This is a genomic window from Arcobacter vandammei (assembly GCF_016106035.1).
GTDB classification, from domain to species: domain Bacteria; phylum Campylobacterota; class Campylobacteria; order Campylobacterales; family Arcobacteraceae; genus Aliarcobacter; species Aliarcobacter vandammei.
In genome coordinates, this window is record NZ_JADKPZ010000002.1 from 161067 (window position 1) to 184055 (window position 22989).

General features: G+C 25.4%; 33 protein-coding genes. 18 read left to right on the top strand and 15 right to left on the bottom strand.

Going from position 1 to position 22989, the window contains the following annotated elements; translation table 11 throughout:
* Window positions 1-111: 111 nt before the first annotated feature.
* The 3 genes from IQC44_RS01920 (at window position 112) to IQC44_RS01930 (ending at window position 2404) form a co-directional block, all read left to right on the top strand.
* Entirely contained in the window at window positions 112-1272 is a 1161-nt protein-coding gene (locus IQC44_RS01920; RefSeq protein WP_198304508.1) for a TsoY family (seleno)protein, read from the top strand.
* A 105-nt stretch (window positions 1273-1377) separates the two neighbouring features.
* Window positions 1378-1812 (top strand): DsrE family protein, encoded by a 435-nt coding sequence (locus IQC44_RS01925; RefSeq protein ID WP_198304509.1) that lies wholly within the window; start codon window positions 1378-1380, stop codon window positions 1810-1812.
* 58 nt (window positions 1813-1870) lie between these two features.
* Window positions 1871-2404: a hypothetical protein gene (locus tag IQC44_RS01930; RefSeq protein WP_198304510.1), complete on the top strand. Its 534-nt coding sequence runs from the start codon at window positions 1871-1873 to the stop codon at window positions 2402-2404.
* A gap of 283 nt (window positions 2405-2687) precedes the next feature.
* Here the strand turns inward: IQC44_RS01930 and IQC44_RS01935 are convergent, their stop codons facing one another.
* The 4 genes from IQC44_RS01935 to IQC44_RS01950 are packed head-to-tail and all read right to left on the bottom strand — an operon-like array spanning window position 2688 to window position 5789.
* Window positions 2688-3647 (bottom strand): hypothetical protein, encoded by a 960-nt coding sequence (locus IQC44_RS01935; protein ID WP_198304511.1) that lies wholly within the window; start codon window positions 3645-3647, stop codon window positions 2688-2690.
* Window positions 3648-3676: 29 nt separating this feature from the next.
* Window positions 3677-4429, bottom strand: a complete 753-nt coding sequence (locus IQC44_RS01940; protein WP_198304512.1) for a hypothetical protein — start codon at window positions 4427-4429, stop codon at window positions 3677-3679.
* A 4-nt stretch (window positions 4430-4433) separates the two neighbouring features.
* The gene (locus tag IQC44_RS01945; protein WP_198304513.1) at window positions 4434-4856 is read right to left on the bottom strand and encodes an NfeD family protein; all 423 of its coding nucleotides are present in this window, start codon (window positions 4854-4856) and stop codon (window positions 4434-4436) included.
* A gap of 3 nt (window positions 4857-4859) precedes the next feature.
* Window positions 4860-5789 carry an SPFH domain-containing protein gene (locus IQC44_RS01950; RefSeq protein ID WP_198304514.1) on the bottom strand — a complete coding sequence of 310 codons (930 nt, stop codon included), beginning with the start codon at window positions 5787-5789 and terminating at the stop codon, window positions 4860-4862.
* Between the two features lie 133 nt (window positions 5790-5922).
* On the opposite strand from IQC44_RS01950, the gene IQC44_RS01955 reads away from it, so the two are divergent.
* Complete coding sequence (locus tag IQC44_RS01955; protein ID WP_198304515.1) at window positions 5923-7893, top strand: TonB-dependent receptor; 1971 nt, start codon at window positions 5923-5925, stop codon at window positions 7891-7893.
* 2 nt (window positions 7894-7895) lie between these two features.
* Here IQC44_RS01955 and IQC44_RS01960 read toward each other — a convergent pair whose 3' ends face one another.
* Both IQC44_RS01960 and IQC44_RS01965 read right to left on the bottom strand, forming a co-directional pair.
* Entirely contained in the window at window positions 7896-8750 is an 855-nt protein-coding gene (locus tag IQC44_RS01960; RefSeq protein WP_198304516.1) for a sensor histidine kinase, read from the bottom strand.
* The gene (locus IQC44_RS01965) at window positions 8740-9402 is read right to left on the bottom strand and encodes a response regulator transcription factor (protein WP_198304517.1); all 663 of its coding nucleotides are present in this window, start codon (window positions 9400-9402) and stop codon (window positions 8740-8742) included. Before IQC44_RS01965 ends, IQC44_RS01960 begins: the two co-directional genes overlap by 11 nt.
* A gap of 108 nt (window positions 9403-9510) precedes the next feature.
* On the opposite strand from IQC44_RS01965, the gene IQC44_RS01970 reads away from it, so the two are divergent.
* Together IQC44_RS01970 and IQC44_RS01975 are read left to right on the top strand one after the other, a co-directional pair.
* Window positions 9511-11274: a Na/Pi cotransporter family protein gene (locus IQC44_RS01970; RefSeq protein ID WP_198304518.1), complete on the top strand. Its 1764-nt coding sequence runs from the start codon at window positions 9511-9513 to the stop codon at window positions 11272-11274.
* Complete coding sequence (locus IQC44_RS01975; protein WP_198304519.1) at window positions 11261-11506, top strand: hypothetical protein; 246 nt, start codon at window positions 11261-11263, stop codon at window positions 11504-11506. The genes IQC44_RS01970 and IQC44_RS01975 overlap by 14 nt, the downstream gene beginning before the upstream one ends.
* 10 nt (window positions 11507-11516) lie before the next feature.
* Here IQC44_RS01975 and IQC44_RS01980 read toward each other — a convergent pair whose 3' ends face one another.
* The 4 genes from IQC44_RS01980 to pgeF form a co-directional block, all read right to left on the bottom strand.
* Window positions 11517-11984 carry a tRNA (cytidine(34)-2'-O)-methyltransferase gene (locus IQC44_RS01980; protein ID WP_198304520.1) on the bottom strand — a complete coding sequence of 156 codons (468 nt, stop codon included), beginning with the start codon at window positions 11982-11984 and terminating at the stop codon, window positions 11517-11519.
* Complete coding sequence (purU, locus tag IQC44_RS01985) at window positions 11984-12817, bottom strand: formyltetrahydrofolate deformylase (protein ID WP_198304521.1); 834 nt, start codon at window positions 12815-12817, stop codon at window positions 11984-11986. Before purU ends, IQC44_RS01980 begins: the two co-directional genes overlap by 1 nt.
* 12 nt (window positions 12818-12829) lie before the next feature.
* Window positions 12830-14083 carry a malic enzyme-like NAD(P)-binding protein gene (locus tag IQC44_RS01990; protein WP_198304522.1) on the bottom strand — a complete coding sequence of 418 codons (1254 nt, stop codon included), beginning with the start codon at window positions 14081-14083 and terminating at the stop codon, window positions 12830-12832.
* Between the two features lie 148 nt (window positions 14084-14231).
* The gene (pgeF, locus tag IQC44_RS01995; RefSeq protein ID WP_198304523.1) at window positions 14232-14909 is read right to left on the bottom strand and encodes a peptidoglycan editing factor PgeF; all 678 of its coding nucleotides are present in this window, start codon (window positions 14907-14909) and stop codon (window positions 14232-14234) included.
* A gap of 70 nt (window positions 14910-14979) precedes the next feature.
* Here pgeF and IQC44_RS02000 point away from each other — a divergent pair, with 70 nt between their 5' ends.
* Window positions 14980-15591 (top strand): class I SAM-dependent DNA methyltransferase, encoded by a 612-nt coding sequence (locus IQC44_RS02000; protein ID WP_198304524.1) that lies wholly within the window; start codon window positions 14980-14982, stop codon window positions 15589-15591.
* 2 nt (window positions 15592-15593) lie between these two features.
* Entirely contained in the window at window positions 15594-16385 is a 792-nt protein-coding gene (locus tag IQC44_RS02005; RefSeq protein WP_198304525.1) for a shikimate dehydrogenase, read from the top strand.
* Window positions 16386-16545: 160 nt separating this feature from the next.
* Here the strand turns inward: IQC44_RS02005 and IQC44_RS02010 are convergent, their stop codons facing one another.
* The 3 genes from IQC44_RS02010 to IQC44_RS02020 form a co-directional block, all read right to left on the bottom strand.
* Entirely contained in the window at window positions 16546-16794 is a 249-nt protein-coding gene (locus IQC44_RS02010; RefSeq protein ID WP_151029111.1) for a hypothetical protein, read from the bottom strand.
* Window positions 16795-16808: 14 nt separating this feature from the next.
* The gene (locus IQC44_RS02015; RefSeq protein ID WP_198304526.1) at window positions 16809-17360 is read right to left on the bottom strand and encodes a helix-turn-helix domain-containing protein; all 552 of its coding nucleotides are present in this window, start codon (window positions 17358-17360) and stop codon (window positions 16809-16811) included.
* Window positions 17361-17471: 111 nt separating this feature from the next.
* Entirely contained in the window at window positions 17472-18134 is a 663-nt protein-coding gene (locus IQC44_RS02020) for a hypothetical protein (protein ID WP_198304527.1), read from the bottom strand.
* 101 nt (window positions 18135-18235) lie between these two features.
* Between IQC44_RS02020 and IQC44_RS02025 the strand changes: the two genes are divergently transcribed.
* Window positions 18236-18928: a helix-turn-helix domain-containing protein gene (locus tag IQC44_RS02025; protein ID WP_198304528.1), complete on the top strand. Its 693-nt coding sequence runs from the start codon at window positions 18236-18238 to the stop codon at window positions 18926-18928.
* 254 nt (window positions 18929-19182) lie between these two features.
* On the opposite strand, the gene IQC44_RS02030 is transcribed toward IQC44_RS02025, so the two are convergent.
* Window positions 19183-19425, bottom strand: a complete 243-nt coding sequence (locus tag IQC44_RS02030) for a hypothetical protein (protein ID WP_228286223.1) — start codon at window positions 19423-19425, stop codon at window positions 19183-19185.
* A gap of 147 nt (window positions 19426-19572) precedes the next feature.
* Between IQC44_RS02030 and IQC44_RS02035 the strand changes: the two genes are divergently transcribed.
* Genes IQC44_RS02035 through IQC44_RS02055 form a run of 5 tightly spaced genes read left to right on the top strand, consistent with a single transcriptional unit; the run spans window position 19573 to window position 20980 of the window.
* Entirely contained in the window at window positions 19573-19866 is a 294-nt protein-coding gene (locus IQC44_RS02035) for a hypothetical protein (RefSeq protein WP_198304529.1), read from the top strand.
* A gap of 23 nt (window positions 19867-19889) precedes the next feature.
* The gene (locus IQC44_RS02040) at window positions 19890-20171 is read left to right on the top strand and encodes a hypothetical protein (RefSeq protein WP_198304530.1); all 282 of its coding nucleotides are present in this window, start codon (window positions 19890-19892) and stop codon (window positions 20169-20171) included.
* Complete coding sequence (locus IQC44_RS02045) at window positions 20164-20451, top strand: hypothetical protein (RefSeq protein WP_198304531.1); 288 nt, start codon at window positions 20164-20166, stop codon at window positions 20449-20451. The genes IQC44_RS02040 and IQC44_RS02045 overlap by 8 nt, the downstream gene beginning before the upstream one ends.
* A gap of 4 nt (window positions 20452-20455) precedes the next feature.
* Complete coding sequence (locus IQC44_RS02050; RefSeq protein WP_198304532.1) at window positions 20456-20737, top strand: hypothetical protein; 282 nt, start codon at window positions 20456-20458, stop codon at window positions 20735-20737.
* A gap of 51 nt (window positions 20738-20788) precedes the next feature.
* Entirely contained in the window at window positions 20789-20980 is a 192-nt protein-coding gene (locus IQC44_RS02055; RefSeq protein ID WP_198304533.1) for a hypothetical protein, read from the top strand.
* A 12-nt stretch (window positions 20981-20992) separates the two neighbouring features.
* On the opposite strand, the gene IQC44_RS02060 is transcribed toward IQC44_RS02055, so the two are convergent.
* Complete coding sequence (locus tag IQC44_RS02060) at window positions 20993-21250, bottom strand: XRE family transcriptional regulator (RefSeq protein ID WP_228286224.1); 258 nt, start codon at window positions 21248-21250, stop codon at window positions 20993-20995.
* A 150-nt stretch (window positions 21251-21400) separates the two neighbouring features.
* On the opposite strand from IQC44_RS02060, the gene IQC44_RS02065 reads away from it, so the two are divergent.
* The 4 genes from IQC44_RS02065 to IQC44_RS02080 all read left to right on the top strand — a co-directional run.
* Entirely contained in the window at window positions 21401-21952 is a 552-nt protein-coding gene (locus IQC44_RS02065) for a hypothetical protein (protein ID WP_198304534.1), read from the top strand.
* 6 nt (window positions 21953-21958) lie between these two features.
* A complete protein-coding gene (locus IQC44_RS02070) occupies window positions 21959-22228 on the top strand; it encodes a hypothetical protein (protein WP_198304535.1) in 270 nt (89 codons plus the stop codon).
* A gap of 37 nt (window positions 22229-22265) precedes the next feature.
* A complete protein-coding gene (locus IQC44_RS02075; protein WP_198304536.1) occupies window positions 22266-22478 on the top strand; it encodes a PLD nuclease N-terminal domain-containing protein in 213 nt (70 codons plus the stop codon).
* A 191-nt stretch (window positions 22479-22669) separates the two neighbouring features.
* Window positions 22670-22989: cold-shock protein (locus tag IQC44_RS02080; RefSeq protein WP_198304537.1), on the top strand; the 320-nt coding region annotated here is incomplete at its 3' end.

Below are 22989 nucleotides of genomic sequence, written 5' to 3' on the forward strand. Positions count from 1 at the left end.
TTATAGGATATGTTTTTAGCATATAAATAATTTTTTCTTATTTTAGTTTCATAAGTTTTTAATATAATTTAATCTACAATCCTTTTCAAATTTTATAAAAGGATTATTAAAATGGTTTTAAGAGATAAATTTTCTCCAACTTGTTTTTTAAGTGCTTTGGGTGCTGGAGGATTAAGTGTATCATTTTTTATGTATTTGATGTTTTTAGTTCCACATCCAAACACACCAATGGCAACATTTGAATATGTTTTTACAGCTTTGGAAAAAGGTGATTATATTAGTTTTATTGTGGCTTTTTCTTTAGTTTTTATTATTGCTTTTGCTCTACTTCACTTTAAACTTCTTTACTGGAATACAAAACAGTTTTTACTTTTTAAAAAAAGTGATACATACAAATCTTTACTTAATTCAAATGGGCAAATTAGCCTTATGACTTTACCACTTACTTATACAATGAGTATAAATGTTGCTTTTGTTTTAGGAGCTGTTTTTGTGCCTAGACTTTGGAGTGTTGTTGAATATCTATTTCCTTTTGCACTTTTAGGATTTGCTATAAATGGATATTTTGCACTTAAAATATTTTTTGAATATTTCTCAAGATTGATTATAAAAGGTGATTTTGATTTTACAAAAAACAATAACCTAACTCAAATGATCTCTATTTTTGCTCTATCTATGGTAGGTGTTGGATTTGCAGCTCCTGGAGCTATGAGTCATAATATTATAGTAAACTCTATTGGAATATTTTTTGCTATATTTTTTGCAAGTATCTCTATATTATTGATATTTTTGAAAATTATTTTAGGATTTAAAAATATGTTTGAGCATGGGGTAAATATTGAAACAGCACCATCACTTTGGATTATGATACCAATTTTAACTCTTCTTGGAATTACATTTATTAGGCTTACTTTTGGGCTAGAACACAACTTAAATGCTTCAAATGATAAATCATCTTTGTTTGTGCTTACTTCAGCTATTTTATCTTTACAAATAATATTTGGAATTTTAGGTTATATGATTATGAAAAAACTTGGATATTTTGAAAAATTTATAGCTGGAAGTGAAAAATCTGCTTTAAGTTTTGCACTTATTTGCCCAGGTGTTGCACTATTTGTTTTTGGAATGTTTTTTATAAATATTGGACTTGTACACAATGATATTTTAGATAAATACTCAATTTTTTACTATCTATTTATGCTTCCATTTATCTATATTCAAATTAAAACTATAATCTTATTTTTTAGACTTTATAAAAAATTCTCATTTTAAAAAAGAGCCTTTGCTCTTTTTTATCTAACCATAAGTTAAAATTATATAAACTTCATAACTTTTGATTATAAAAATAATCAAAAAAATAAATTTAAAAGGATAATTATGAAAAAAATATTATTAAGTTTAAGTGCTATTACAGTTTTAACAATAAGTGCAATAGCAAGTGAAAATAGTGCAAAAGGTCTAAATGTATTAATCACAAGTGAAGATACTCAAACTCAAATGATGGGTATGGTTCTATCAACAATGACTTTAAAACAAGGTAAAGAGGTAAATATGACTCTTTGTTCAAGTGCTGGAAATTTAGCTATAAAAGGTTCTGAAGCAAAAACTATAAAAATGCAGGGCGAAGAGAAATCTCCAAATATGCTACTTCAAGGTTTAATAAAACAAGGTGCAAAAGTTGAAGTTTGCCCACTATTCTTACCAAATTCTGGGAAAACAGAAGCTGATTTAATAGAAGGTGTAAGTGTTGCAAAACCTGCTGAAGTTGCAGCTAAAATATTAGATAAAGAGTACCAAACTCTAAGCTACTAAAAAAGTATCAAGGACCTTAGGTCTTTGATACTTCTGTTTTAAAAATAAGGATAAAATTATGTCAAAATTATATATATCTTTTGTAATAGGATTTATTTTATTTATAGTTTATGGTGTTGTATCAAAACAAGATATTAACCCAAAATCAAAAAGGGTAAGTTGTCAAAATAGTGTTACAACTTTTGAGAAAATATATACAAAAGATTTAGATTTTGCAAAAGAGCTTCTTTTTAGTTCAAATTTTGATATTGAATCAAAAATTGAGTACTCAAAATATATGAAGAGTAATCTAAAAGATAGTTTTTCAACTATCAATAGTGATAAATTATTAATAGAAATTTTAGACAACCTAAAAAAGTATGACAAAAAATCTAATGATAAATTGCTAATTTCTTACTATATTTATGAAAATGACAAAGAAGATAAGGGTAAAAAAAATAAAGAAGCCCTACTTTATGCAGGTTATTTAGTTTTTGAATTTAAATTAAAAAATGAACTATTATATAAGATACAAATAGATTATATGAAAACAGACAGTAGCGATATAAAAGAGAGAATGAATTGTGCTATTAACTCATTTCTTAGTATTTGATTTTGTTACATCTTTTGAAAAACTTTTCTCAAAATTTATAATCATCTATTTTAAACTATCAAGAATTTTAAATATTTCATCTTCTTGTACAAAATCTTTTTTATCACTATTTTGATTAATTTAGAAAATCTTTTATCTTTTCAGTTAATTGAAACTCTTTGTATAAACGATTTTCTATTTGTTTATTATCTATTTTGATAGAAATCATTTTATTACCTTTTTACAAAATCGTTCAAAATTATAACATATTATATAAAAATAATTTTTTATAATAAATCTATAACTATAAAACTTCTAAACAAACTTTATTTTCATTTAATGATATTTTAAAATTATGTTTATCTGTAGGCTTTACATTTTCCGAATAAAATTTCCAATATTCACTGTTATTTTCTAATTCATAATTTATATAAATAGAATTAATTTTATTTTTTATTGATAATTTCTTTAGAGTATTTTTTAATTCAGATAGCTCATTATTTTTATTTCTTGATTGATTTATTGCATTAAAATACAAAATAAAGCATTTTTCAATAATTAAGCCTTCTGTATTTACATCTACTTCATCAGTCATTGGATTTGATACTCTAAAAATAATATTAAACTCATTATTTATACTATTACTTGTTACTTTAAATAGATTATAAGATACAAAGAAATCATTATCTTCATTTGATACATTATATAAAATATCATTTAATCCAGAATGATTCCCATTTAAAGGTCGTTTATTTGGATTTTTTGTATATCCAATATAATGTATTTTTGATTCTTCACCAATATCTATATTATAATTTATTAAAAAATCATGAATAGAAAGTGTCTCTTTATAATGTTCATTATAAATAAATGTTATGTATTTTTCAGTAATTTCAACCTTAGGTTTGGTATTATCAGAAAATAATTCTATTTTTTTTATCTTTCTTTCTCTACCAATCAAAATCTCCAAATTTAATTTTTTACTAAAGAAAGAATATTTTGGTTTCTTTTTAATATTAAATCTAACTTTTTTTCTTGAAAATATAAAATATATAAAACGCTTTTCTAAATACTCTTCTACTTTTTTCTTATGTTCCAACATATATTTTGATATACAAGAGTTTAAATCAATATCTTCATAAAAACTTTTAGTTAAATCAAACCAAATAATAGTTGAAGTAGATAATTCAATCATCCATTCTTTATTTGAATTATTATAAACTTTATTATCTTGTAGAAAAAAATCATATATTCCTCTATACATTATTATTCCCTTTCAAATAATTTATCTATTTATAAATTCTTAAGACTATATACAACATTAATCTCATTATTTGCTATCTTTTTAGCAAATATTTCTTCTAGTTTTTTATGATTAACTCCAATATTTACAACCATATAACTTAAATAATCATTACTCCAAAAAGCATATGGAAAAACTTCATTATCATATTTTTTAATATCTCTTATTTTTATATTAAAAGTATATCTTCCATATCTACTAAATGTAAAATATATATCTGCTATATCTTCCCAATATACTTTTTGCCTCTCTTTATAAAAAAATATATATTTATCTGTAATTACTAATTCTGGTATTTTCCTATTTATATGAAAAAATATATACATTAATATAAAAAAACAGAATATAAATGATAATATAAAATTAATAGTAATTTCATCTATAATGAAGAATAAAATAAATGAACTAACTAATAAAGATATAAAAATTGCATTTGAAAATAGAACATCAAATTTATTTATATAAAAAGGAAAACTTTCATCTTTACCAGTGTCAATTAATTTATATCTATTTATTAAACTTAATTTTATTTTGTTTATAAAATTATCACATTTATATCTACTATTGAAAAATATAATTGTTATAAGTTGATATAAGAAATATGGTAAATAAAACATAAAAATTGTAATACCTAAAGGTAAAAATTTTGTTTCATTAGTTATTAATAAAAAAACAAATATCAAAAAAGAGAATATTATAAAATATGATAATTCACAAAATATAGATTTAATAAATTTATTCATAATATTAGCTAATCTGCCTTTTAGAAATAGTGGCAAAATTCCCGTGAATTTTTAAAACCTCTACTTTTTCGCCTTCAACAAACTCTTTTTCATCAAGCTTTGAATCAATTTCCCAATAAGTTGCTTTATAAAATACTTTAGAATTTTTTATCTCTCCTACTCCTTTTTCATTAAAAAAATTATCTTTTACTTCTCTTTGTGATTTTGAGAACTTAACTAATAACTTTTTTCTAAATAAAAATAGAAAAATCAAAGATAAAATAGCTACAAAACAAATTTGCCAAACAATATCATTTATTGGAAAAACAAGTTCAACAAAAGATACAAGCAAAAATCCAAGTCCAAACCAAATAACCACAAAAGAAGCCACAAAAACTTCAAGAGCTATTAAAACAACTCCTAGTGCAAAAAGTGTATAAAAATCCATCTTTTATCCATTGTTTGGTTTAGAGTTACTTGCACCTTTGAATAAAGCATCTCCTAAAACTGAAGTGCTTCCAATCATCTGTGCTACATCATAAGGTAAAATCATCTTATCTGTGCTTCCACTTTCAGCCAAAGCTTTAAATGCTGCAACTCTATCTTTTGCTAGTAAAAACTCTGCTGCTTTTTCATTTTCTTTCATTGCAAGGTTTATTAAATTCATAGCCTCTTGTTGTCCAGCTGCAACTTTTTCCTGCTCATATTTTTTTGCATCTGCCATTCGCTCTATTGCTTCTGCTTTTAAAATTTCACTTTGTTTAAAAGCTTCTGCTTCTCGTATTTGTGCCTCTTTTTGTGCTTCAGCTCTAGTTTGAATTGCTCTTTTTTCTCTTTCGGCTTCCATTTGCATATTCATAGCTTTTTCTATTGAAGGAGGAACAGAAATATCAGCTATTTCAACTCTTGTTACTTTTATTCCCCAGTTTGTTGCTGCACTTCCTAGCTCTGTTTGAAGTTTTGCATTTAATGTTTCTCTATTTGATAAAGTATCATCTAAAACCATAGCTCCAATTTCAGCTCTTAGAGTTGTCATGGCTAGATTTGCAATTGCGTGTTTGAAATTTACAACATTATAAGTTGCCATTGTTGCTTCTTCAACTTTACAAAAAACTATTCCATCTATTGAGATATTTACATTATCTTTTGTAATAACTGATTGTTTTTCAATATTTACTAGCTGTTCTCTTGAAGTTAAAACTGCTCTTACTTGGTCAATTATTGGAATTATTAGGTGAAAACCACCATTTAAAACCTTATGAAACTTCCCTAATCTTTCAACCACATATAAATCTGATTGAGATACTATTTTTACACCTTTTGCAATTATTACAACTGCAAAAAATAGTATTGCTACTACAAAAACTATTGTTTCTTCCATTTTTAGCCCCTTTTTTATAAATATCTGTATTATAGTTTACTAAGAATTAAAAATAGTTATTATTATAAATTTACAGATAATTAACACTTATTTGAAATAATTTTACAAATTTCAAAAAAAAAGGGAAAATATGATGAAACAAAAAATATGTTATTCACTAATACTTTGTAGCTCTTTGCTTGCAAATGAAACTACGACTTTAAAAGAAATAAGTATAGTTGAAAAGGCAAATTCAAAACTTATAAAAGATATAAATAGTGAAGAGCTAAAAAGTGCTGATTTAGCTGAAGCTTTAACTAAAAACTCTGCTAATATCTCAGTTGTAAGAAGAAATGGAATTGCAAATGATATTATTTTAAGAGGACAAAAAAAAGACAATATTAATATCTTAATAGATAATGCAAAAATATATGGAGCTTGTCCAAATAGAATGGATCCACCAACTTCTCATGTGGTTACAAATAATATTAAAAGTGTAAAGATTATTGAAGGTCCTTATGATGTTGAAAATTTTGGAACTTTAAGTGGTTTAGTAAAAGTTGAAACAAAAGATCCAAAAGAGGGATTTCATGGTGAGTTGAATTTAAATGCTGGAAGTTTTAACTATAAAAAAGCAAGTGCAACAATTGAAGGTGGAAATGATAAAGTTAAAGCCTTAATCTCTGCTTCAACAGAAGAGAGTAAAGCATATAAAGATGGAAATGGAGATAATTTCTTAGAACAGCAAAAGAAAAGAGGAGTTCTTCCTAAAGATCAATATAGAGATAGTAATATTGATGCATTTGAGAAAAAGAGTGTTTTAACAAAACTTCAATTTAATATTACAGATGATCAGGATTTAAGACTATCTTATACTGCAAATAGAAGTGATGGTATTTTATATCCAGCTGGTCCTATGGATGCAGATTATGATGATAGTGATATTTATACTGTTGGATATACTATTAGAGATTTAGGAAGTTTATCAAAAGAGTTAAATTTGGACTACTACTACTCAAAAGTTGATCATCCTATGAGTGGACAATTAAGAAATGGAAATGGAATGTCTTATATGACAAACCACTTAAAAACTTCAATTTGGGGAGCAACAGTTAAAAACTCTTTAGAAATCGCTGATAGCTTACTAACTATTGGACTTGATACAAGTAAAAGAAACTGGGAAGGTGGAATGTATATGACCAATATAAATACAGGTGGAAAAACTCCAAACCCAACAATGAATAAAATGTATGATACAGATACTACAAATAAAGCAATATTTACAAAACTTGAAAAATCTTTTGGTTCTTTTGATTTAGAAGCAGGAGCTAGATATGATTATACAGATATAGATACTGTAAGACCAAATGTAGATGATAAAAAATATGTAGGATTAAGTGGCTATATTTTTACTACTTACAATATAAATGAACAAAACAAAATCTTTGCAGGTATTGGTAAATCTTCAAGAGTTCCAGATGCTAGAGAACTTTATCAACAAACTTCATCTTCAAACCCAAATTTAGAGCAGACAAAAAACTATGAAATAGATTTTGGATATGAAGCAAATATAGGAAACTTAAATATAAAACCAAAGATTTTCTATTCAAAATTAAAAGATTATATATATAATAGTAGCAAATTTGAGAATATTGATGCAAAAATATATGGAGCTGATATTAGTGGATATTACTACTTTACAGATGATTTTTCATTTGATTTTGGTCTTGCATATTTAAAAGGTAAAAAAGATGGAAATTATACTGGAAATGATAAAGATTTAGCAGAAATTCCACCATTAAAAGCGAACTTAGCTTTAAACTATGAGTATAAACAAGCAAAATTTAAAGCAGAAGTTATAGCAGTTGATAAATGGAGTAATTTTGATGAAAGTGCAAAAGAGCAAGAAATTGCTGGATATGCTGTTACAAATTTAAAATATACTCAAGAGTTATTTAAACATTTTGAATTAACTTTAGGAGTTGATAACTTGTTTGATAAAGTTTATAACTCTACAAATACTTATCAAGATGTAAACTATGTAAAAACAGGAACAAACCAAGACCAAATTCTATTTAATGACCCAGGTCGATATGGATATGTAAATTTAAAATATAGCTTTTAAGGCTATATTTTAACTATATTTTTTAAATTTAAATTTATTTTTGTTCCATCTTCTAAATTCTCTATATCTATTGATATTTTATTTTTATCACAAAACTCTTTTATAATCGCTAAACCTAAGCCAAAGCCACTATTTAGTGGATTTTCTTGAAAATATCTATCAAAAACTTGAATGATATTTTTTGTATCAATTTTTTCTCCCTTATTAAAAATAGAAAAAATACTATCTTTAGACTCTATTTTTATATAAGGATTTTCTTTGTTATTATATTTTATGGCATTTGAGATTAGATTATCTAAAACTATTAAAAAGCCGTTGAAATCACTTTTTAGAAGAGAGTTTTCTATATTTATATCTATTTTTGTGTCATTTTTTATATCTTCAAATTTATTTAGTGATATATCCAAAATATCTTTTAAATAAAACTCTTCAAGTTCGATTTTATCAATCTCTTTTTTAAACTCATATTCCAAATTTTCATACAACTTCAAAAGATTTTCATTTGCCTTATTTATTCTTTCTAATCTTTGCAAATCTCTTTCATCTTTTAAACTTTTTTTCAAAAGCTGAACATTCATTTTTATTGTACTTGCAGGAATATTTAGCTCATGAAGAGTATTTTTTATCTCTTTTTCTATCTTCTCATCACTTTTAAATGCCTCTTTTAAAATAGAGTTTGAAAAAAGTAAAAAAATACAAAGAGAAAAAAATAGTAAAATAGCTAAAAATATAAAATAAAACTCTTGAAAAGACTCAAATTTTAAAATAAAAATATAGTTTATATAAAAAGCAGTAGAAACCGAAAAAATAAAGATTATACAAATAGATATAAGTAGATTTATCTTTTTAGAGTTCAAATTTATACCCTATTCCCTTTATATTTTTTATACAGTTTTTATTTTTAAATATTTTCTTTAACTGATTTATATAGACTCTAATTGAGCCTTCACTATAATCTTGATTTGCACTCCAAAGCTTTCTTATAATCATCTCTTTTGAGACAATCTCATCTTTTTTTTCTAAAAATAGTTCCAAAAGTTCCACAACTTTTATTGGTAAATTTATATCAATTCCATTTTGTAAAACCCGTTTTGAAATAGGATTAAAAGTAGTATTTTCATCTAAATTTATAGGGCTAAACTCTTTATTATTTCTTTTTAATACAGCTTTTATTCGTAAAATAAGTTCATCTAAATCAACAGGCTTTTTTATATAATCATCACAACCTTTTAAATAAGCATCTTTTAAAATATCTTTATCTTTATATGAAGTTAAAAAAATTGTAGGTGTTTCATCTTTATTTTCTCTAAGAAGTTTTAGAAGTTCTAGGCCATTTATTTTTGGAACATTTATATCAAAGATATATAAATCATAGTTGTTTTCATAGTTTAAATTTAAAGCCTCTTCACCATCTTTTGCAATATCAAGTAAAAAACTTTCACTACTTAAAAAATCTTCTAAAGTTGAAGCAAAAAGCTTATCATCTTCCAAAAGTAAAATCTTGTACAAAAAACTCTCCTATAAAAGTGTTAGGTGTGATATTAGCGAAAAACTACTTATTAAATAAATATTAGTTATAATCAAAAATTATATTGTAATTTGGAGGGGTGAATTGTAATGCAAAAAAATATTATTATTTTTCTTTGCTTATCTATTTTGGCATTTATAGTAGTAAAGTACCAAAGCTTCACTGTTATTTTAAGTGGAATTGCTATTTTTATAATTGGTATGTTTTTTATGCAAGATGGTTTCAAACAACTATCTGGTGGGCTTTTAGAAAAACTTTTACAAAAGTTTACACATAATAGTTTTTATGCTATTGCTACTGGTTTTGTAGCAACATCAGTAGTTCAAAGTTCTACAATTACAACTTTACTAACTATTTCATTTGTGGGAGCAGAGCTTATTACTTTAGTTCAAGGAATTGGAGTTATTTTTGGTTCAAACTTAGGAAGTACAACAACTGCTTGGATAGTTTCAAGTCTTGGAATTGATGTAAAAATTTCAACTTATGCCTTTCCTATGCTTGTTTTTGGAGTAATCTTAAGATTTTTCAAAACAAATACTATGAAAGGAAGTGGAAATGTACTTTTAGGTCTTGGTTTTATTTTCCTTGGAATTGCTTATATGAAAGATGGTTTTGATGTAATAAAAGACCAAATTGATTTAGCAAGTTATGCTATGGACGGTTATGCTGGAATTTTACTATATATTTTAATAGGACTTATTATTACTATTGTTATTCAATCAAGTGCCGCAACTTTAGCTATTATTATTACAGCTTTAAATGTTGAAAGTATTACTTATATAAATGCTTTAGCTCTTGCAATTGGTGCAAATGTTGGAACAGTTTTAACAGCAGTTTTAGCTTCACTTACATCAACACAAGATGCAAAAAGAGTTGCTGGTTCGCATGTTGTTTTCAATGTTATTAGTGCTACTTTAATTACAATTTTTATCTATCAATTTAAAGATTTAGTTGATTTTCTAGCTCCATATTTAGGAATTAGCGAAACAAACAATGGTATGAAACTAGCACTATTTCACACTCTATTTAGTTTGCTTGGAATTTTGGTTTTATTTCCTTTTATTTCTATGATTGCAATATTTTTAGAGAAAATAATCCCTCAAAAAATCTCTTCAGCATCAAAACCAAAATATCTATCAAATGTTGTTTTAAGTAACCCAGATGCTGCACTTGTAGCTATTAGAAAAGAGATTATAAACTTATATGAAAATTGTCAAAAAGCTATTCTACATGCTTTAAATCTTCATACAACAGGGCTTACAAAAGAGAATTTAAAAGTTCAATTATCAAAAGAAGTAGCTATTATAGATACAAATATTGATGAAATTTATCAAAAAAATCTAAAATCTCTTTATAGTGATATTATAAAATTCTCATCTTTTGCTCAAGAAAATATGTTTGATTTCCAACATAAAGAAGCTGGTGAATTAAAAAGAGCAGCAGCCCTAATAGTTGAAGTTTTAAAAGATACAAGAGATATTCAAAAAAATTTAAACTATTACTTAAAAAGTAGAAATGAATTTATTAAAGATGAGTACAACATCCTAAGAAAGGAACTTGCTGAAATTTTAATAGATATAAACACTCTTTCGACTTTACAAAGTGATGCAGAACAACTAACACAACTTGAAGTAATAAAAACTGAATTAGCACAAAATGATATGGCAAGTAGTGAAGATATTGATGCACTAATTAGAGAAGATAAAATAAAAGCAACAATGGCAACTTCTTTTATAAATGATAGTGCAACAGGTTACTCTATTCAGAAAAAACTTGTTGAAGTTGCAAATATTATTTTTGTAAATAGTGATTTAAATAAAGAGTTAGAAGAGGTAAAAAATGAAATTAAATAAAATCATAGATAAAATCAAAAAATACTTAAAACAAGATAGTTTAAAAGAGTCTAAAGAGAAAAAACTTTTAATTTTAATCGAAGATTTAAAAGAGAAAAGAACAAAATTAAGAGAAGAGTTAAAAGAACTTAAAAAAGCAAAAATCGAAGAGAGAATAGCTATTCAAAAAAAAGTAGAAGCTATAAACAAACTTCTTAAAAAAAGTAGAATTTTAATAAAATCCAAAGATTAATCTTTGGATTTTAAAATTTAAAACTTCCTATATTCTGTCTTAAAGCTTCATAGCAGATAATAGAAACTGAGTTTGCCATATTTAAACTTCTTGCACTATTTGTCATAGGAATTGTAATATTTGTATTTGGACTTTTTTCTAAAATATTTTCTGGAAGCCCAGCATCTTCTCTTCCAAAATAAAAATAGTCATTCTCTTTAAAACCTTTATCAAAATATAGATTTTTTGTCTTTGTTGTAGCAAAAAAATGTCTATCATTTAAAGGATTCAACTTCCAAAATTCCTCTATATTTTCATATTCAAAAACCTCTAAATTATACCAATAATCAAGCCCTGCTCTTCTTACTTCTTTTTCAGTAATTTCACCAAAACCGTAAGGCTTGATTAAATGAAGTTTAGAATTTAGTGCAAAAGCAAGTCTTCCAATAGTTCCTACATTTCCTGGAATTCGTGGTTCGTGAAGTACAATATTAAACATTATAAAATCACCGTTTTATTTCTATGGATAAACACTCTATCATTTAAGAGTAACTCAAAGGCATTTGATAAAACAACTTTTTCTACATTTCTTCCAGCATTTCTCATATCTTCCCAAGAGTAACTATGATCAACTCTTACAACATCTTGGTAAATAATAGGACCTTCATCCAAATCATTTGTAACATAATGAGCCGTTGCTCCAATAATTTTAACACCTCTTTCATGAGCTTGTTTATATGGATTTGCACCAATAAATGCTGGTAAAAATGAGTGGTGAATGTTTAAAACTTTTCCAGTATAGTTTGCTACAAAATTACTTGAAAGTATTCTCATATATTTTGCTAAAACTATTAATTCTGGGTTAAATTCATCAATTTTTTGCGAAATTAATTTTTCATGTTCATCTTTTGATATATTATTCGCACTTATACAAAAAAATGGAATATCAAATTTTTCAACTAAGCTTCTTAAATCTTCATGATTTGCAATAACTGCTTTTATATTTGCATTTAACTCATTTGAAACATAACGAATAAGTAAATCACCCAAAACATGGCTCTCTTTTGTTGCAAGGAGAACTACATCTTTTTTTTCTTTCTTATTCAAACTTATTTTTGCACCCTCAGGTAACACCTCTTTTAACTCTTTTAAAAGAATATTTTGCATAACTTTTCCAGAGATTAAACTTCTCATAAAGAACTCTTTTGTCTCTTCATCCACATACTCAGCATTTGTATCTATGTTTAAATTATTTGCAAAAAGAACTTTTGAAATATTGTATATAAGCCCTTTTGCATCATTTGTTGCTATTTTTAAAATATATTGTTCCATCTTTTTCCTAAACTATTTTAACTCTTCAAGCTCTTTTTTATATTTTTCTAAATCAAACTCTTTTACTCTTGTAATTCCTAATTTAAAAGCCTCAGCAGCAACTGCACTTGAAACTTCTACTAGAAGTCTTTTATCAAAAGGAGTTGGAATAATATACTCTTTCCCAAAGCTTAAATCTCCAAAAAGCTCTTTAACTGGAGCTGTAATTGGCTCTTTTGCAAGTGCAGCAATTGCTTTTGCAGCTTCTAATTTCATACTCATTGTAATCTTTCTAGCTTGAACATCTAAAGCACCTCTAAAGATAAAAGGAAACCCCAAAACATTATTTACTTGATTTGGATAATCTGATCTTCCAGTTCCAATAATAGCTTTTGGTCGTACACTTTTTACATCTTCAGGAAAAAGCTCTGGAGTTGGGTTTGCAAGAGTAAATACTATTGGCTCTTCACACATTAGCTCTATATGTTTTAAAGTAAATGTTTTTGGTCGTGAAAGTCCTAAAACCATATCAGCATCTTTAAAAGCATCTTCTAAAGTTTCAAATTCACTTATAAACTCTTTTTTATATGAGTTTAAATCATCTCTTTTGCCATTTATTACTCCTTTTGAATCGCACATTATAAGGTTTTTAATACCTAATTCTTTATACATTTTTGAACAAGCAATTGCAGCTGCTCCAGCACCTATAACAACCACTTTTAAATCCTCTATTTTTTTATTTAAAAGTTCACTTGCATTTAAAATTGCAGCTGTTGTAATAATAGCTGTTCCGTGCTGATCATCATGCATAACAGGAATATCAAGCTCCTCAACCAATCTTTCTTCAATAGTAAAACACTCAGGAGCTTTTATATCTTCAAGGTTTATTCCACCAAAAGTAGGACTAATAGCTTTTACAATATCACAAAATCTATCAATATCTTTTTCATCTACTTCAATATCAAAAGAATCTACTTTTGCAAACTCTTTAAAAAGTACGGCTTTTCCTTCCATTACAGGTTTACTTGCCAATGCTCCAATATTTCCAAGCCCTAAAACTGCCGTTCCATTTGATATAACTGCTACAAGATTTCTTTTTGTTGTGTATAAAAAAGCATCTTGTGGATTATTTTTTATCTCTTCACAAGCAAAAGCAACCCCAGGTGTATATGCTAGACTTAAATCATTTTTATTTTTAAAACTTTTTGTTGTAACAACACTAAGCTTCCCTGCTTTTGGGTTTTTGTGATAATCAAGAGCCAACTCTTTTGTAACCTTAAAAATCATTTTAGATACATCCTTGTTTAAATTTTATTATAAGTAATTTTTATAAAATCTGGCTATTTTATCTAAGTAGGGCTTATAAATTGGACTTTATAATATTTATAGATAAATTTTAGAGACTTTTAGATTTTTTTGAAGCTAAAAAACAAAATCAAACTGCAGATTCAATAAAAATAACCCCTGCAAATCTTCCTATACTTTTATCTTTTCTATAAGAAAAATATGGTTTATCTCCACATTTTGTGCAAATAGGAGAAATTTCTATATTTGTAACTCCAATTTCACTTAAAAGTTTTTTATTTATTCCTTGCAAATCTATATTTCTATTGTTTACAAACTCCTTTCCAAAAGAGGTTTTTACTATTTTTGCCATTTGTGGGCTTACTTCATAGCAACATTTTTGAATACTAGCTCCTAAAACTACTTTTATATCTTTTGCTTCACAAAAAAAATCTTCTATCATTTTTAAAGCTGTAATTTGAGCTATTTTTAAAAAAGTTGAGTTTCTTCCTGCATGAATGGCTGCTATTACTCCTTTTTTTTCATCAAATAGTAAAATAGGAATACAATCAGCTACCATAACCATAAGTGGCAAGTTCTTCTCTTTTGTGATAATTGCATCGCAATTGTCTATTAATTTTGGGCTATTTTTATCTACAATTACAATATTATTTGTGTGAATTTGATTCATATAGACCAAATCTTCATTTTCATATCCATATTTTATAGCTAGATTTTTTCTATTTTTTTCTACATTTTCTTTAATATCACCTGTATGAAAAGCTAAATTTCCGTCGTTTTCGTCACTAAAAAAATATTTTATACTCATTTTATACTCGTTTTTTACTCTTATTAATTTTTAGCTATAATCTTGCCTAAAAACGGTTTAAGGATAAATTTTGAGTAGATTTGATGAAAGAGCAAAAGATTGGGATAAAAAGCAAACAAGCCACGATAAAACGGAAGCTTGTATAGAAAATATTAAAAAAAATGTAGATTTAAGTAAAGTTAAAAATATTCTTGATTATGGTTGTGGAACTGGTCTTGTAGCATTTTGTCTTGTAAACTCTAACAATGAAGTTTTGGGACTTGATAGCTCATCTGGAATGGTAGAAGAGTTTAATAAAAAAGCAAATGATAAAAATTTATCAAATATAAAAGCTTATAAACACGATATTTTAAACCAAGATTTACCTCAAGATAGTTTTGATTTTATAGTACTTTCAATGTCACTGCACCATATTGAAAACCTTGATGTATTTTTTAAGAAATCATATGAAGCATTAAGAAGTGGTGGAATTATTTGTATAAATGATTTAGAAAAAGAGGATGGAACTTTTCATAAAAAACACAATAATGTGGGAGTTTATCACTTTGGATTTTCAAAAGAAGAGCTAGAAAATATCTGTTCTAAACTTGGATTTAGAGATTTTATTTATGAGAGAGTTTTTGTTTTTAAAAGAGATTATGGTGATTTTCCTTTATTTAATTTCTATGCAAAAAAGGCTTAAATATGAAAAAATTTGTAATATTTGGAAACCCAGTAGTTCACTCAAAATCTCCACAAATGCAAAATGCTGGTTTTAAACACTTAAATTTTGATGCAAACTATGAAAAATTTCATTTAGAAAACGGTGAAACAATAAAAGATGAATTTTTAAAAAATAGATTTTCAGGAGCAAATATAACTGTACCACATAAAGAGTTTGCCTTTAAAAATGCAGATATAGTAAAAGGAATTGCACAAAAAATTGAAGCTGTAAATACCTATATTTTAGAAGATAATAAAGTCATAGCTTACAATACAGATGCCCCTGGGTTTTTAAAAGCAATTGAGAGTTTTGGGAACATAAAAAATGTGCTACTTTTGGGAGCTGGTGGAACAGCAAAGGCTATTGCTTTAGCTTTAGCTGAAAAAAATATAGATGTAACTGTGCTAAATAGAAGTAAAGAGAAATTAGAGTTCTTTAAAAATACTAATATAAAAGCTTTCTCTTTTGAAGATTTTAAAATAAATAATTTTGATTTAGTTGTAAACTCTACAAGTGCAGGTTTAAAAGATGATTTTTTACCAGCTCCAAAAGAGATTTTAGATGAAGTTTTAAAAAATAGCTCTTTTGCTTTTGATTGTATTTATGGGAAAATCACACCATTCTTAGATTTAGCAAAAAGTTTAGATAATGAGATAAAAGATGGAGAAGATATGCTTTTATATCAAGGTGTCCTTGCCTTCGAACTTTTCACAAACACAAAGGCCGATAATATGGTAATTGAAGCTATGAGAAGAGGTTTAAAAGAAGAATAAATTTCCATATTTTTCTAGCCTATTTCTAGTTTAAAATTAGAAGAAAAAGTATATTTATATATTTAAAAAGACAGAGAGAAAAAACTATTTAATAATTTTGAGAACACAAAAGAGGTTGAGAATTAAAAAAGATTAGATGTAAAACCACAATTTTGTGGTTTTACATAGTTTTAATTGAATTTTCCGTTTTTTTTAGTTGATATTCAACTATTTTTTGAACAGGATACATTATACATTTTTTTTCTTCTATATATTCAGGACAATTGAGACCAGATTTTCTTCTTTCGTCGAGTGTTCTACTGCTAATGCCAAGGATGGCAGCGCAATCTTTTGTATTGACAAAAAGTCCAAATTTTAGAATAAGTGTATTAAGCATAGTATTAAATAATTGTTGATTAAAATTTTCCATTATTTGTCCTCTTATTAAAAATCTATTCGATTTTGTCTTGAAATAGCAAGATTTTCTAGCTTATGAATTTTCATATCTTTATTTAACTGTTTTTGTAAGAGTTTTTGATTCAATTCATTCATTTTTTCTTTATAATCATCAGCGAAATCAACTATATTATTAGTATTAGTTATATTAGTATTAGTAGATACTGATTTAACCGTAACGGATTTTTGCCGTAACGGTGTTTTTAACGCTGTGGATTCTAATGAAATTTCCATACTTAAGGTTCCTTCATCGCAAATTTCAAATTCAAAACCTCTAAATTTTCCCTTATCATCTCTTTTTTTAGTTCTTTTTAAATAACCATATTTCTCGAGTTGCCTATATAATTTATTTAGTTTATCTATTCCAATATCACAAATTTTAGCTACATTTATGTTGTAAAATTTCCAAGAATCAGGGTAGGATAATAATATACACATTAAACCTCTAGAATCTAAACTCAATCTGTCATCATATAAACAAATATTACTAATTTGTGTGAATTTTGTCTTTTTTTTAATATAGTTAAAATTTTCGTTCATTTATATTCCTAAAACATAAAATTAATTTATATTCAACTATATTTAACTGTTTTTTGATTTTTTCTTCTATTTTTGTTATTATTTTATTCATTTTGGTTTCCTAGTTAGTTATCAAAATATAAAAACAAGCTGAGAGTTGCCGCTTTCAGTTTGTTCTTTTTTCAAATTTAGCTTTACTAAATCATCGGTTCCAAAAACATCTTTGATACTCAAATCAAACTTTTTACAAAGCTCTTCGATATCCTCTTTATCAAGTGAATTATCAAAATATCCATCTTCCCAGATAAATTTCAAAGCTTTTATGATTTGCTCTTTTGGAAGTTTTTGTAGTTTTTCAAACTCCAAAATATCTTCTATGTTGCTATGAGTAGTACTAATCTCATCATTGAAAGCGATTTTGATTTTTGAAATATCTATATACTCTTTATAGGCTGGATTTGAAGTCAGATTGATAAAAGTATTAATCCACCTGTCTATCAACCAAGAAACTGTTTTTTGACTTGAACAAAGATTGCTAAAAAGTTTGTTTTTTGTTATTAATGCCTTTTTATACATCTTTTCTTTTCTAGTCAACATATATTCATCAACTACATGACCTACGTCGTCAACATATGAAGTTAAAAACATTTTTGATGTTTGCGTCTCAAAAAACTCCTTAGCACTATCTCGTGCGAAAGGTAGAATTGATTTAAAAATATTTGTATCTTTAAATATCATTGCAGGATTGCTAATCTTTGACGCAAGATATTCAACAGCTATTTGTTTCGAATTCATTTTTCTCCTTTTTATATTAATTGTGATATAATTTATATATTCATTAATAATGAACATTTGTGTATTATATTACAAATGTAAATATTTGTCAAGGAATTAACATGAGTTACAACAATAAAATACAGATAATAATAGATAAAATGGGGTTATCACAAAAAGATTTTGCCAATAAGTTAGGAGTTTCACAAAATGCAATCTCGCATTATTTGCTAGGAAAAAGAAATCCTGATATAAATACAATTCAGAAATTAATAGATTTAGGAGTCTCACCCTTATTTCTTTTTTCAAATTCAAAGAATCCCTTTGATGAAACTTATAAATTATTTTCAGAGGCTAATAAGTACCTAAATGAAGATAATAAAAATGAGTTAATCTCACCAATGAATGAATTTATAAGAAAATATAATTTAATAAATGTCATAAAATCAAAAATTGAAAAAATAAAAGGACAAAATTTTTTCCAAAAGATTATTCAAGAATTTTCGAATAGAGGTGAAAGAATTATAAAGCTTCTATATTATTTTATTATTTATATTGAAGAATCTCAAAAAGATTTTGATTTTTTAAACATTAAAAATTCTTTTATTACTGAGTTAGAGAAATTTAAGTTATCTAAAAAAGATAAAATTGTTTCTTTTGAAATAAAAGATGAAGATAAAAAAAGATTGATAGAATGGATTAAAGAAGAATTAGATGATCCTTCTATTTTTGAGATAATTTCTAATACTTCCGAACTAAAGATCCTTTTACTAGAAGAGCTAAATATTTTTAATAAATTATTGCTTAAACTTTAAAGAGTATAAATTAAATATTAATTTATACTCCAATATGAACATTTATAAAATTTATGTATCTAAATATAAATTTTTAAAACTTAATTTTTATATATTCTTTCAAATATTCTGTTTATTTTTCAAACTTCTTTCATAATCATATTTTCCAATAGCTAATATTGTTCCTAATACTAAAACTGTAATTGCAATTACTTCTAACATTTTTTAATCCTTTTATTAATTTATTTAGTACTATTTGATCTAAAATAGTACTATTATTTTTTTATATGTTCTACTGATATTGCTTTAAAAATTTGGTGTCTTAAAATATCAAAGCGCATAGACTTATCATAATGTTCTAAAAAAGGTCTTACCCAACTTGGAACTTGTATTATTTTACCATTAGCCATACAACCCCAATTATTTAATGTTGAGTAAGGTACGTGTGCAATCTCTGCAAAATCTTTTTGTGTAAGATTTAATTCCTTTAATCTAACACAAAACTCTTCTTTTGTCATTTGTTATTCTCTTTATCTTCTAATTTAGTAAATATTATAGCATATTAGTAACTATTATAGAAGATAGCTATTGATTTTATAACTAAATTAGTTTATAATTGCTTAAATAATATCTATTTTAGATAAATAATCAACAAGGAGTAATGTATGGATAAGCAAAAAGTTTTATCAGATGAATGTAAAAAAGATAAAGAACTATTTAATTCTAATATTAAAGTTTTAGTTATTTTTGTTATCTTTTGTCTGTTTATAGTAGCAGTTCTTTATTATGATAAAAAGAATAAAAAAGAGCTTTATAGTGCTTTTGAAAAAGGAGATGAACTTATTTGTAATAATTTTATAGTTTCTAAAAATTTAGGATTTAAACTTGATAAAAAAGGTAAAGATAGAGTTAGTGATGGTAAAAATACATTTATTATATATAACTGTATGGTTAAATAGAGTAAAAAATAAAAGGAAGTCCTATGTGTAATTTTTATAAAAATATGAATCACTTTTTTGGAAGCTTAGGTGTTACTTTAGTAGTTGTATCTATATTAGTTCTAATAGGCTCTTTTATATTTAGCTTATTTTATGCTATGTTTTTTGCTCCTGATGATTTGTATGTAAATATTAATATTGTTCTATCATATATTGCATTTTGGGGTGTATTGCTTGTGTCTGGTGAAAAAATGGCATCTAAAGCCCCTAATAGTGTATTTAAATTTAAAGATAATAAAAAAGATATGAGTATTGCTGATGAATGAAAATAGATTAGAGCTATATGAAAATACAAATGGAAAGGTTATTGCTTGGACACTATTTATTTTATTTTTAATTTCATTTCCAATACTAGCAGTCCTTTATCTTGAACAAATTAGAAATGATCTTATAAATGATTTTAATAGTAATAAAACTTTAGTTTGTAATGTAAGCCATGTAAAAATAGAAGTTTCAAAGTCTGATAATTGGTCTATTGATAATAGCTATAACTTTGTTAAAGGACCAACAGAGCTAGTAATCTCAAGATGTGAAACAAAGGAGTAGAAATATGATACCAAGAGGATTTTTCTATAAATATATGTTTTTATTTCTTATATACTTTTTACATGGTAAATTAATATTATGGATATTTATATTTTATGTAACAACTGCAGTTTATTTTAAAGTTAATGATGGAACATTTTTTATGAATTTTATAATTATATTTCTACTTTTAGTAGCTATTCAAATTTTTATGAAAGATAATTTAAATAAAGAGCTATATAGATATAAAAAATATTTAGTGCTAAAAAGAAAAAGAGCCAATAGGAGTAAAAATGAAAAAAACTAAAATAATAATCTCAAAATTTGATTGATAAATTTATTATACGAAGGATAAAATTTGAAAAACTATTTAATAATCATACTTTTTACAATACTTCCATCAATAATACTATTTGTTAGTAATAGTAATATAAAAGATGTAAGAGAAGCTGCAATATTTTTATTTATTTCAGGAGTAGGTTTAATATTTTTATTTTACAGAAAAGATAAAGATGAAAGAGTGATGAAGTTTATAAATGATTTTTTTTAATTGTAAATATTTTTATTTAAAAAATTCTTCTATATTTTCATCTAAAACATAAGATATACTTGCTAAATGTTCTAATGAAAAATGCTGTTTTTTGTAGTAAATTTCTGCACCACTTAAAAGTGAAGTAGATTTATGTCCCATTAATTGGCTTAGCTTGAGTTGAGAAAGTTTATGTTTCTTTCTCATTTTAGCAACATTTTTTCCAATATTTTTATAGAAGTTTTCTTTTTGTTCTTCTGTGAAATCTTCTATATTTTTAAATTCTTTCATTATTTTATTACTCTCTATTATTACAGAGTGATAATAATTTATTAAAATCTTTTTATCAATCCGTAATTACGGGTTAATATAAGATTTAATTTTATATAATAACCTGTAATAACAGATTATTTTGTTATAAATTTGATTATAAGGGATAAAATGAAGAAAGTTTTATTATTAAGTTCAAGCGTTGCATTGGCAACATTACTTTTTACAGGTTGTGGAATAAAAACAACAGAATATAATGTTTCAGCAGATAATGTTCAAACATTAAGAAATTATCAAGATGTAAAACTTGGTGTTTCAGAGTTTACAGCAAAAAATCAAGGTGAAAGTAGCGTTATGTGCCGATTGGCTGAAACAATAACAACTCCAAAAGGTGAACCATTTTCAGAATATATAAAAGATGCTTTGATTAGTGAACTTAAAATGGCTGGAAATTATGATGCAAACTCAGATTTAAAAATAAGTGGGAACTTAAATGAAATCTATGGAAGTTCAACAATTGGAAATGCTTACTGGGAGGTAAATGTAACTATTACTTCATCAAATGGTAAATCATTAACAGTAAATACAAAAAGAGATTATCCATCAGCATTTGTAGCTTATACAGCTTGTAATAATATGGGAACATCTTTTGCACCAACAATTAAACAACTAATTAGCGATATTGTAAATCATAAAGATTTTGCAACTTTATTAAATAAGTAGATTATTATGAAAAATATAAAAATATTAGTATCAACAATATTAGTAGGAGCAGCTTTTATTGGCTGCTCTTCTACACCAGATGAAAAAACTGTAAAAAACATTGCAGTTCAATATAATATTACATCGGCACAAGAATCTGATATAAAAATTGTTAAATCTTTTGAAAAAGATGGAAAAATAGTATATATTTTACAAATTAAAGGAATGATTTGTGAAATGCCTATGATTGAAATAGACAAACAGTGGAATGCTACTGGTATAAAATGTGGTGGCTAATCAAGTCTTAATTAAAAAATATTAAATAAGGAAAAATATGGGAATGCCTTCTGGAATTGATTTGCTGATTATGGTGATTTTTATGATTATGCCAATAGTTATTCTAATTAATGTAATTGCTAGTGAATTTAAAGATAGTACAAATAAACTTATTTGGATAATAGTAATTTTGGTTTTATATCCTATTGGATGGATTTTATATCTAATTTTTGGAAGAAAACATAAAATTAAAAAAGGTGAGCTTAAATAATTTAAGTTCAATAAGGAAACATAAAATGCAGAAATTCGGAATTTTAATACTTTTTGCTGTAACACTTTTATTTACAGCTTGTTCATAAAAATTAGAAAACAACTTAAAAAATTAGTTGAAGCTTTAAGATAAATGAGAATAAAAAAACTAAGAGATTTAATACAAAGTTATGGTTTATTAGAAGGTAAAAGATGATAGGTACAGTAACATCTTATTTGGCTGAAAAAAACTATGGCTTTATTAAAGGTGAAGATGGAAAAGATTATTTTTTTCATGATTCATCTTTAAAAGATAAAAAAGATATTGATAAATTGTGTGAAGATTTAATTTTAAAATTTGAACAAAAAGCTACTCCAAAAGGTTATAGTGCAGTAAATATAAGCTTACTGGATAATAATATAACTTTGAAATACAATGTTCCAGATACAGTTTATATTAGTAAAAAAGATGAAATTAAAGGTTGGGAAGTTATTGAAGAATCAGATTGGATAATAACAGGAACTTCAAGAGA

Coding starts and splice junctions, on each gene's coding strand:
- IQC44_RS01920 (WP_198304508.1), top strand. CDS start 112: ATGGTTTTAAGAGATAAATTTTCTCCAACTTGTTTTTTAAGTGCTTTG.
- IQC44_RS01925 (WP_198304509.1), top strand. CDS start 1,378: ATGAAAAAAATATTATTAAGTTTAAGTGCTATTACAGTTTTAACAATA.
- IQC44_RS01930 (WP_198304510.1), top strand. CDS start 1,871: ATGTCAAAATTATATATATCTTTTGTAATAGGATTTATTTTATTTATA.
- IQC44_RS01935 (WP_198304511.1), bottom strand. CDS start 3,647: ATGTATAGAGGAATATATGATTTTTTTCTACAAGATAATAAAGTTTAT.
- IQC44_RS01940 (WP_198304512.1), bottom strand. CDS start 4,429: ATGAATAAATTTATTAAATCTATATTTTGTGAATTATCATATTTTATA.
- IQC44_RS01945 (WP_198304513.1), bottom strand. CDS start 4,856: ATGGATTTTTATACACTTTTTGCACTAGGAGTTGTTTTAATAGCTCTT.
- IQC44_RS01950 (WP_198304514.1), bottom strand. CDS start 5,789: ATGGAAGAAACAATAGTTTTTGTAGTAGCAATACTATTTTTTGCAGTT.
- IQC44_RS01955 (WP_198304515.1), top strand. CDS start 5,923: ATGAAACAAAAAATATGTTATTCACTAATACTTTGTAGCTCTTTGCTT.
- IQC44_RS01970 (WP_198304518.1), top strand. CDS start 9,511: ATGCAAAAAAATATTATTATTTTTCTTTGCTTATCTATTTTGGCATTT.
- IQC44_RS01975 (WP_198304519.1), top strand. CDS start 11,261: ATGAAATTAAATAAAATCATAGATAAAATCAAAAAATACTTAAAACAA.
- IQC44_RS01980 (WP_198304520.1), bottom strand. CDS start 11,984: ATGTTTAATATTGTACTTCACGAACCACGAATTCCAGGAAATGTAGGA.
- purU (WP_198304521.1), bottom strand. CDS start 12,817: ATGGAACAATATATTTTAAAAATAGCAACAAATGATGCAAAAGGGCTT.
- IQC44_RS01990 (WP_198304522.1), bottom strand. CDS start 14,083: ATGATTTTTAAGGTTACAAAAGAGTTGGCTCTTGATTATCACAAAAAC.
- pgeF (WP_198304523.1), bottom strand. CDS start 14,909: ATGAGTATAAAATATTTTTTTAGTGACGAAAACGACGGAAATTTAGCT.
- IQC44_RS02005 (WP_198304525.1), top strand. CDS start 15,594: ATGAAAAAATTTGTAATATTTGGAAACCCAGTAGTTCACTCAAAATCT.
- IQC44_RS02010 (WP_151029111.1), bottom strand. CDS start 16,794: ATGGAAAATTTTAATCAACAATTATTTAATACTATGCTTAATACACTT.
- IQC44_RS02015 (WP_198304526.1), bottom strand. CDS start 17,360: ATGAACGAAAATTTTAACTATATTAAAAAAAAGACAAAATTCACACAA.
- IQC44_RS02020 (WP_198304527.1), bottom strand. CDS start 18,134: ATGAATTCGAAACAAATAGCTGTTGAATATCTTGCGTCAAAGATTAGC.
- IQC44_RS02025 (WP_198304528.1), top strand. CDS start 18,236: ATGAGTTACAACAATAAAATACAGATAATAATAGATAAAATGGGGTTA.
- IQC44_RS02030 (WP_228286223.1), bottom strand. CDS start 19,425: ATGACAAAAGAAGAGTTTTGTGTTAGATTAAAGGAATTAAATCTTACA.
- IQC44_RS02035 (WP_198304529.1), top strand. CDS start 19,573: ATGGATAAGCAAAAAGTTTTATCAGATGAATGTAAAAAAGATAAAGAA.
- IQC44_RS02040 (WP_198304530.1), top strand. CDS start 19,890: ATGTGTAATTTTTATAAAAATATGAATCACTTTTTTGGAAGCTTAGGT.
- IQC44_RS02045 (WP_198304531.1), top strand. CDS start 20,164: ATGAATGAAAATAGATTAGAGCTATATGAAAATACAAATGGAAAGGTT.
- IQC44_RS02050 (WP_198304532.1), top strand. CDS start 20,456: ATGATACCAAGAGGATTTTTCTATAAATATATGTTTTTATTTCTTATA.
- IQC44_RS02060 (WP_228286224.1), bottom strand. CDS start 21,250: ATGAAAGAATTTAAAAATATAGAAGATTTCACAGAAGAACAAAAAGAA.
- IQC44_RS02065 (WP_198304534.1), top strand. CDS start 21,401: ATGAAGAAAGTTTTATTATTAAGTTCAAGCGTTGCATTGGCAACATTA.
- IQC44_RS02070 (WP_198304535.1), top strand. CDS start 21,959: ATGAAAAATATAAAAATATTAGTATCAACAATATTAGTAGGAGCAGCT.
- IQC44_RS02075 (WP_198304536.1), top strand. CDS start 22,266: ATGGGAATGCCTTCTGGAATTGATTTGCTGATTATGGTGATTTTTATG.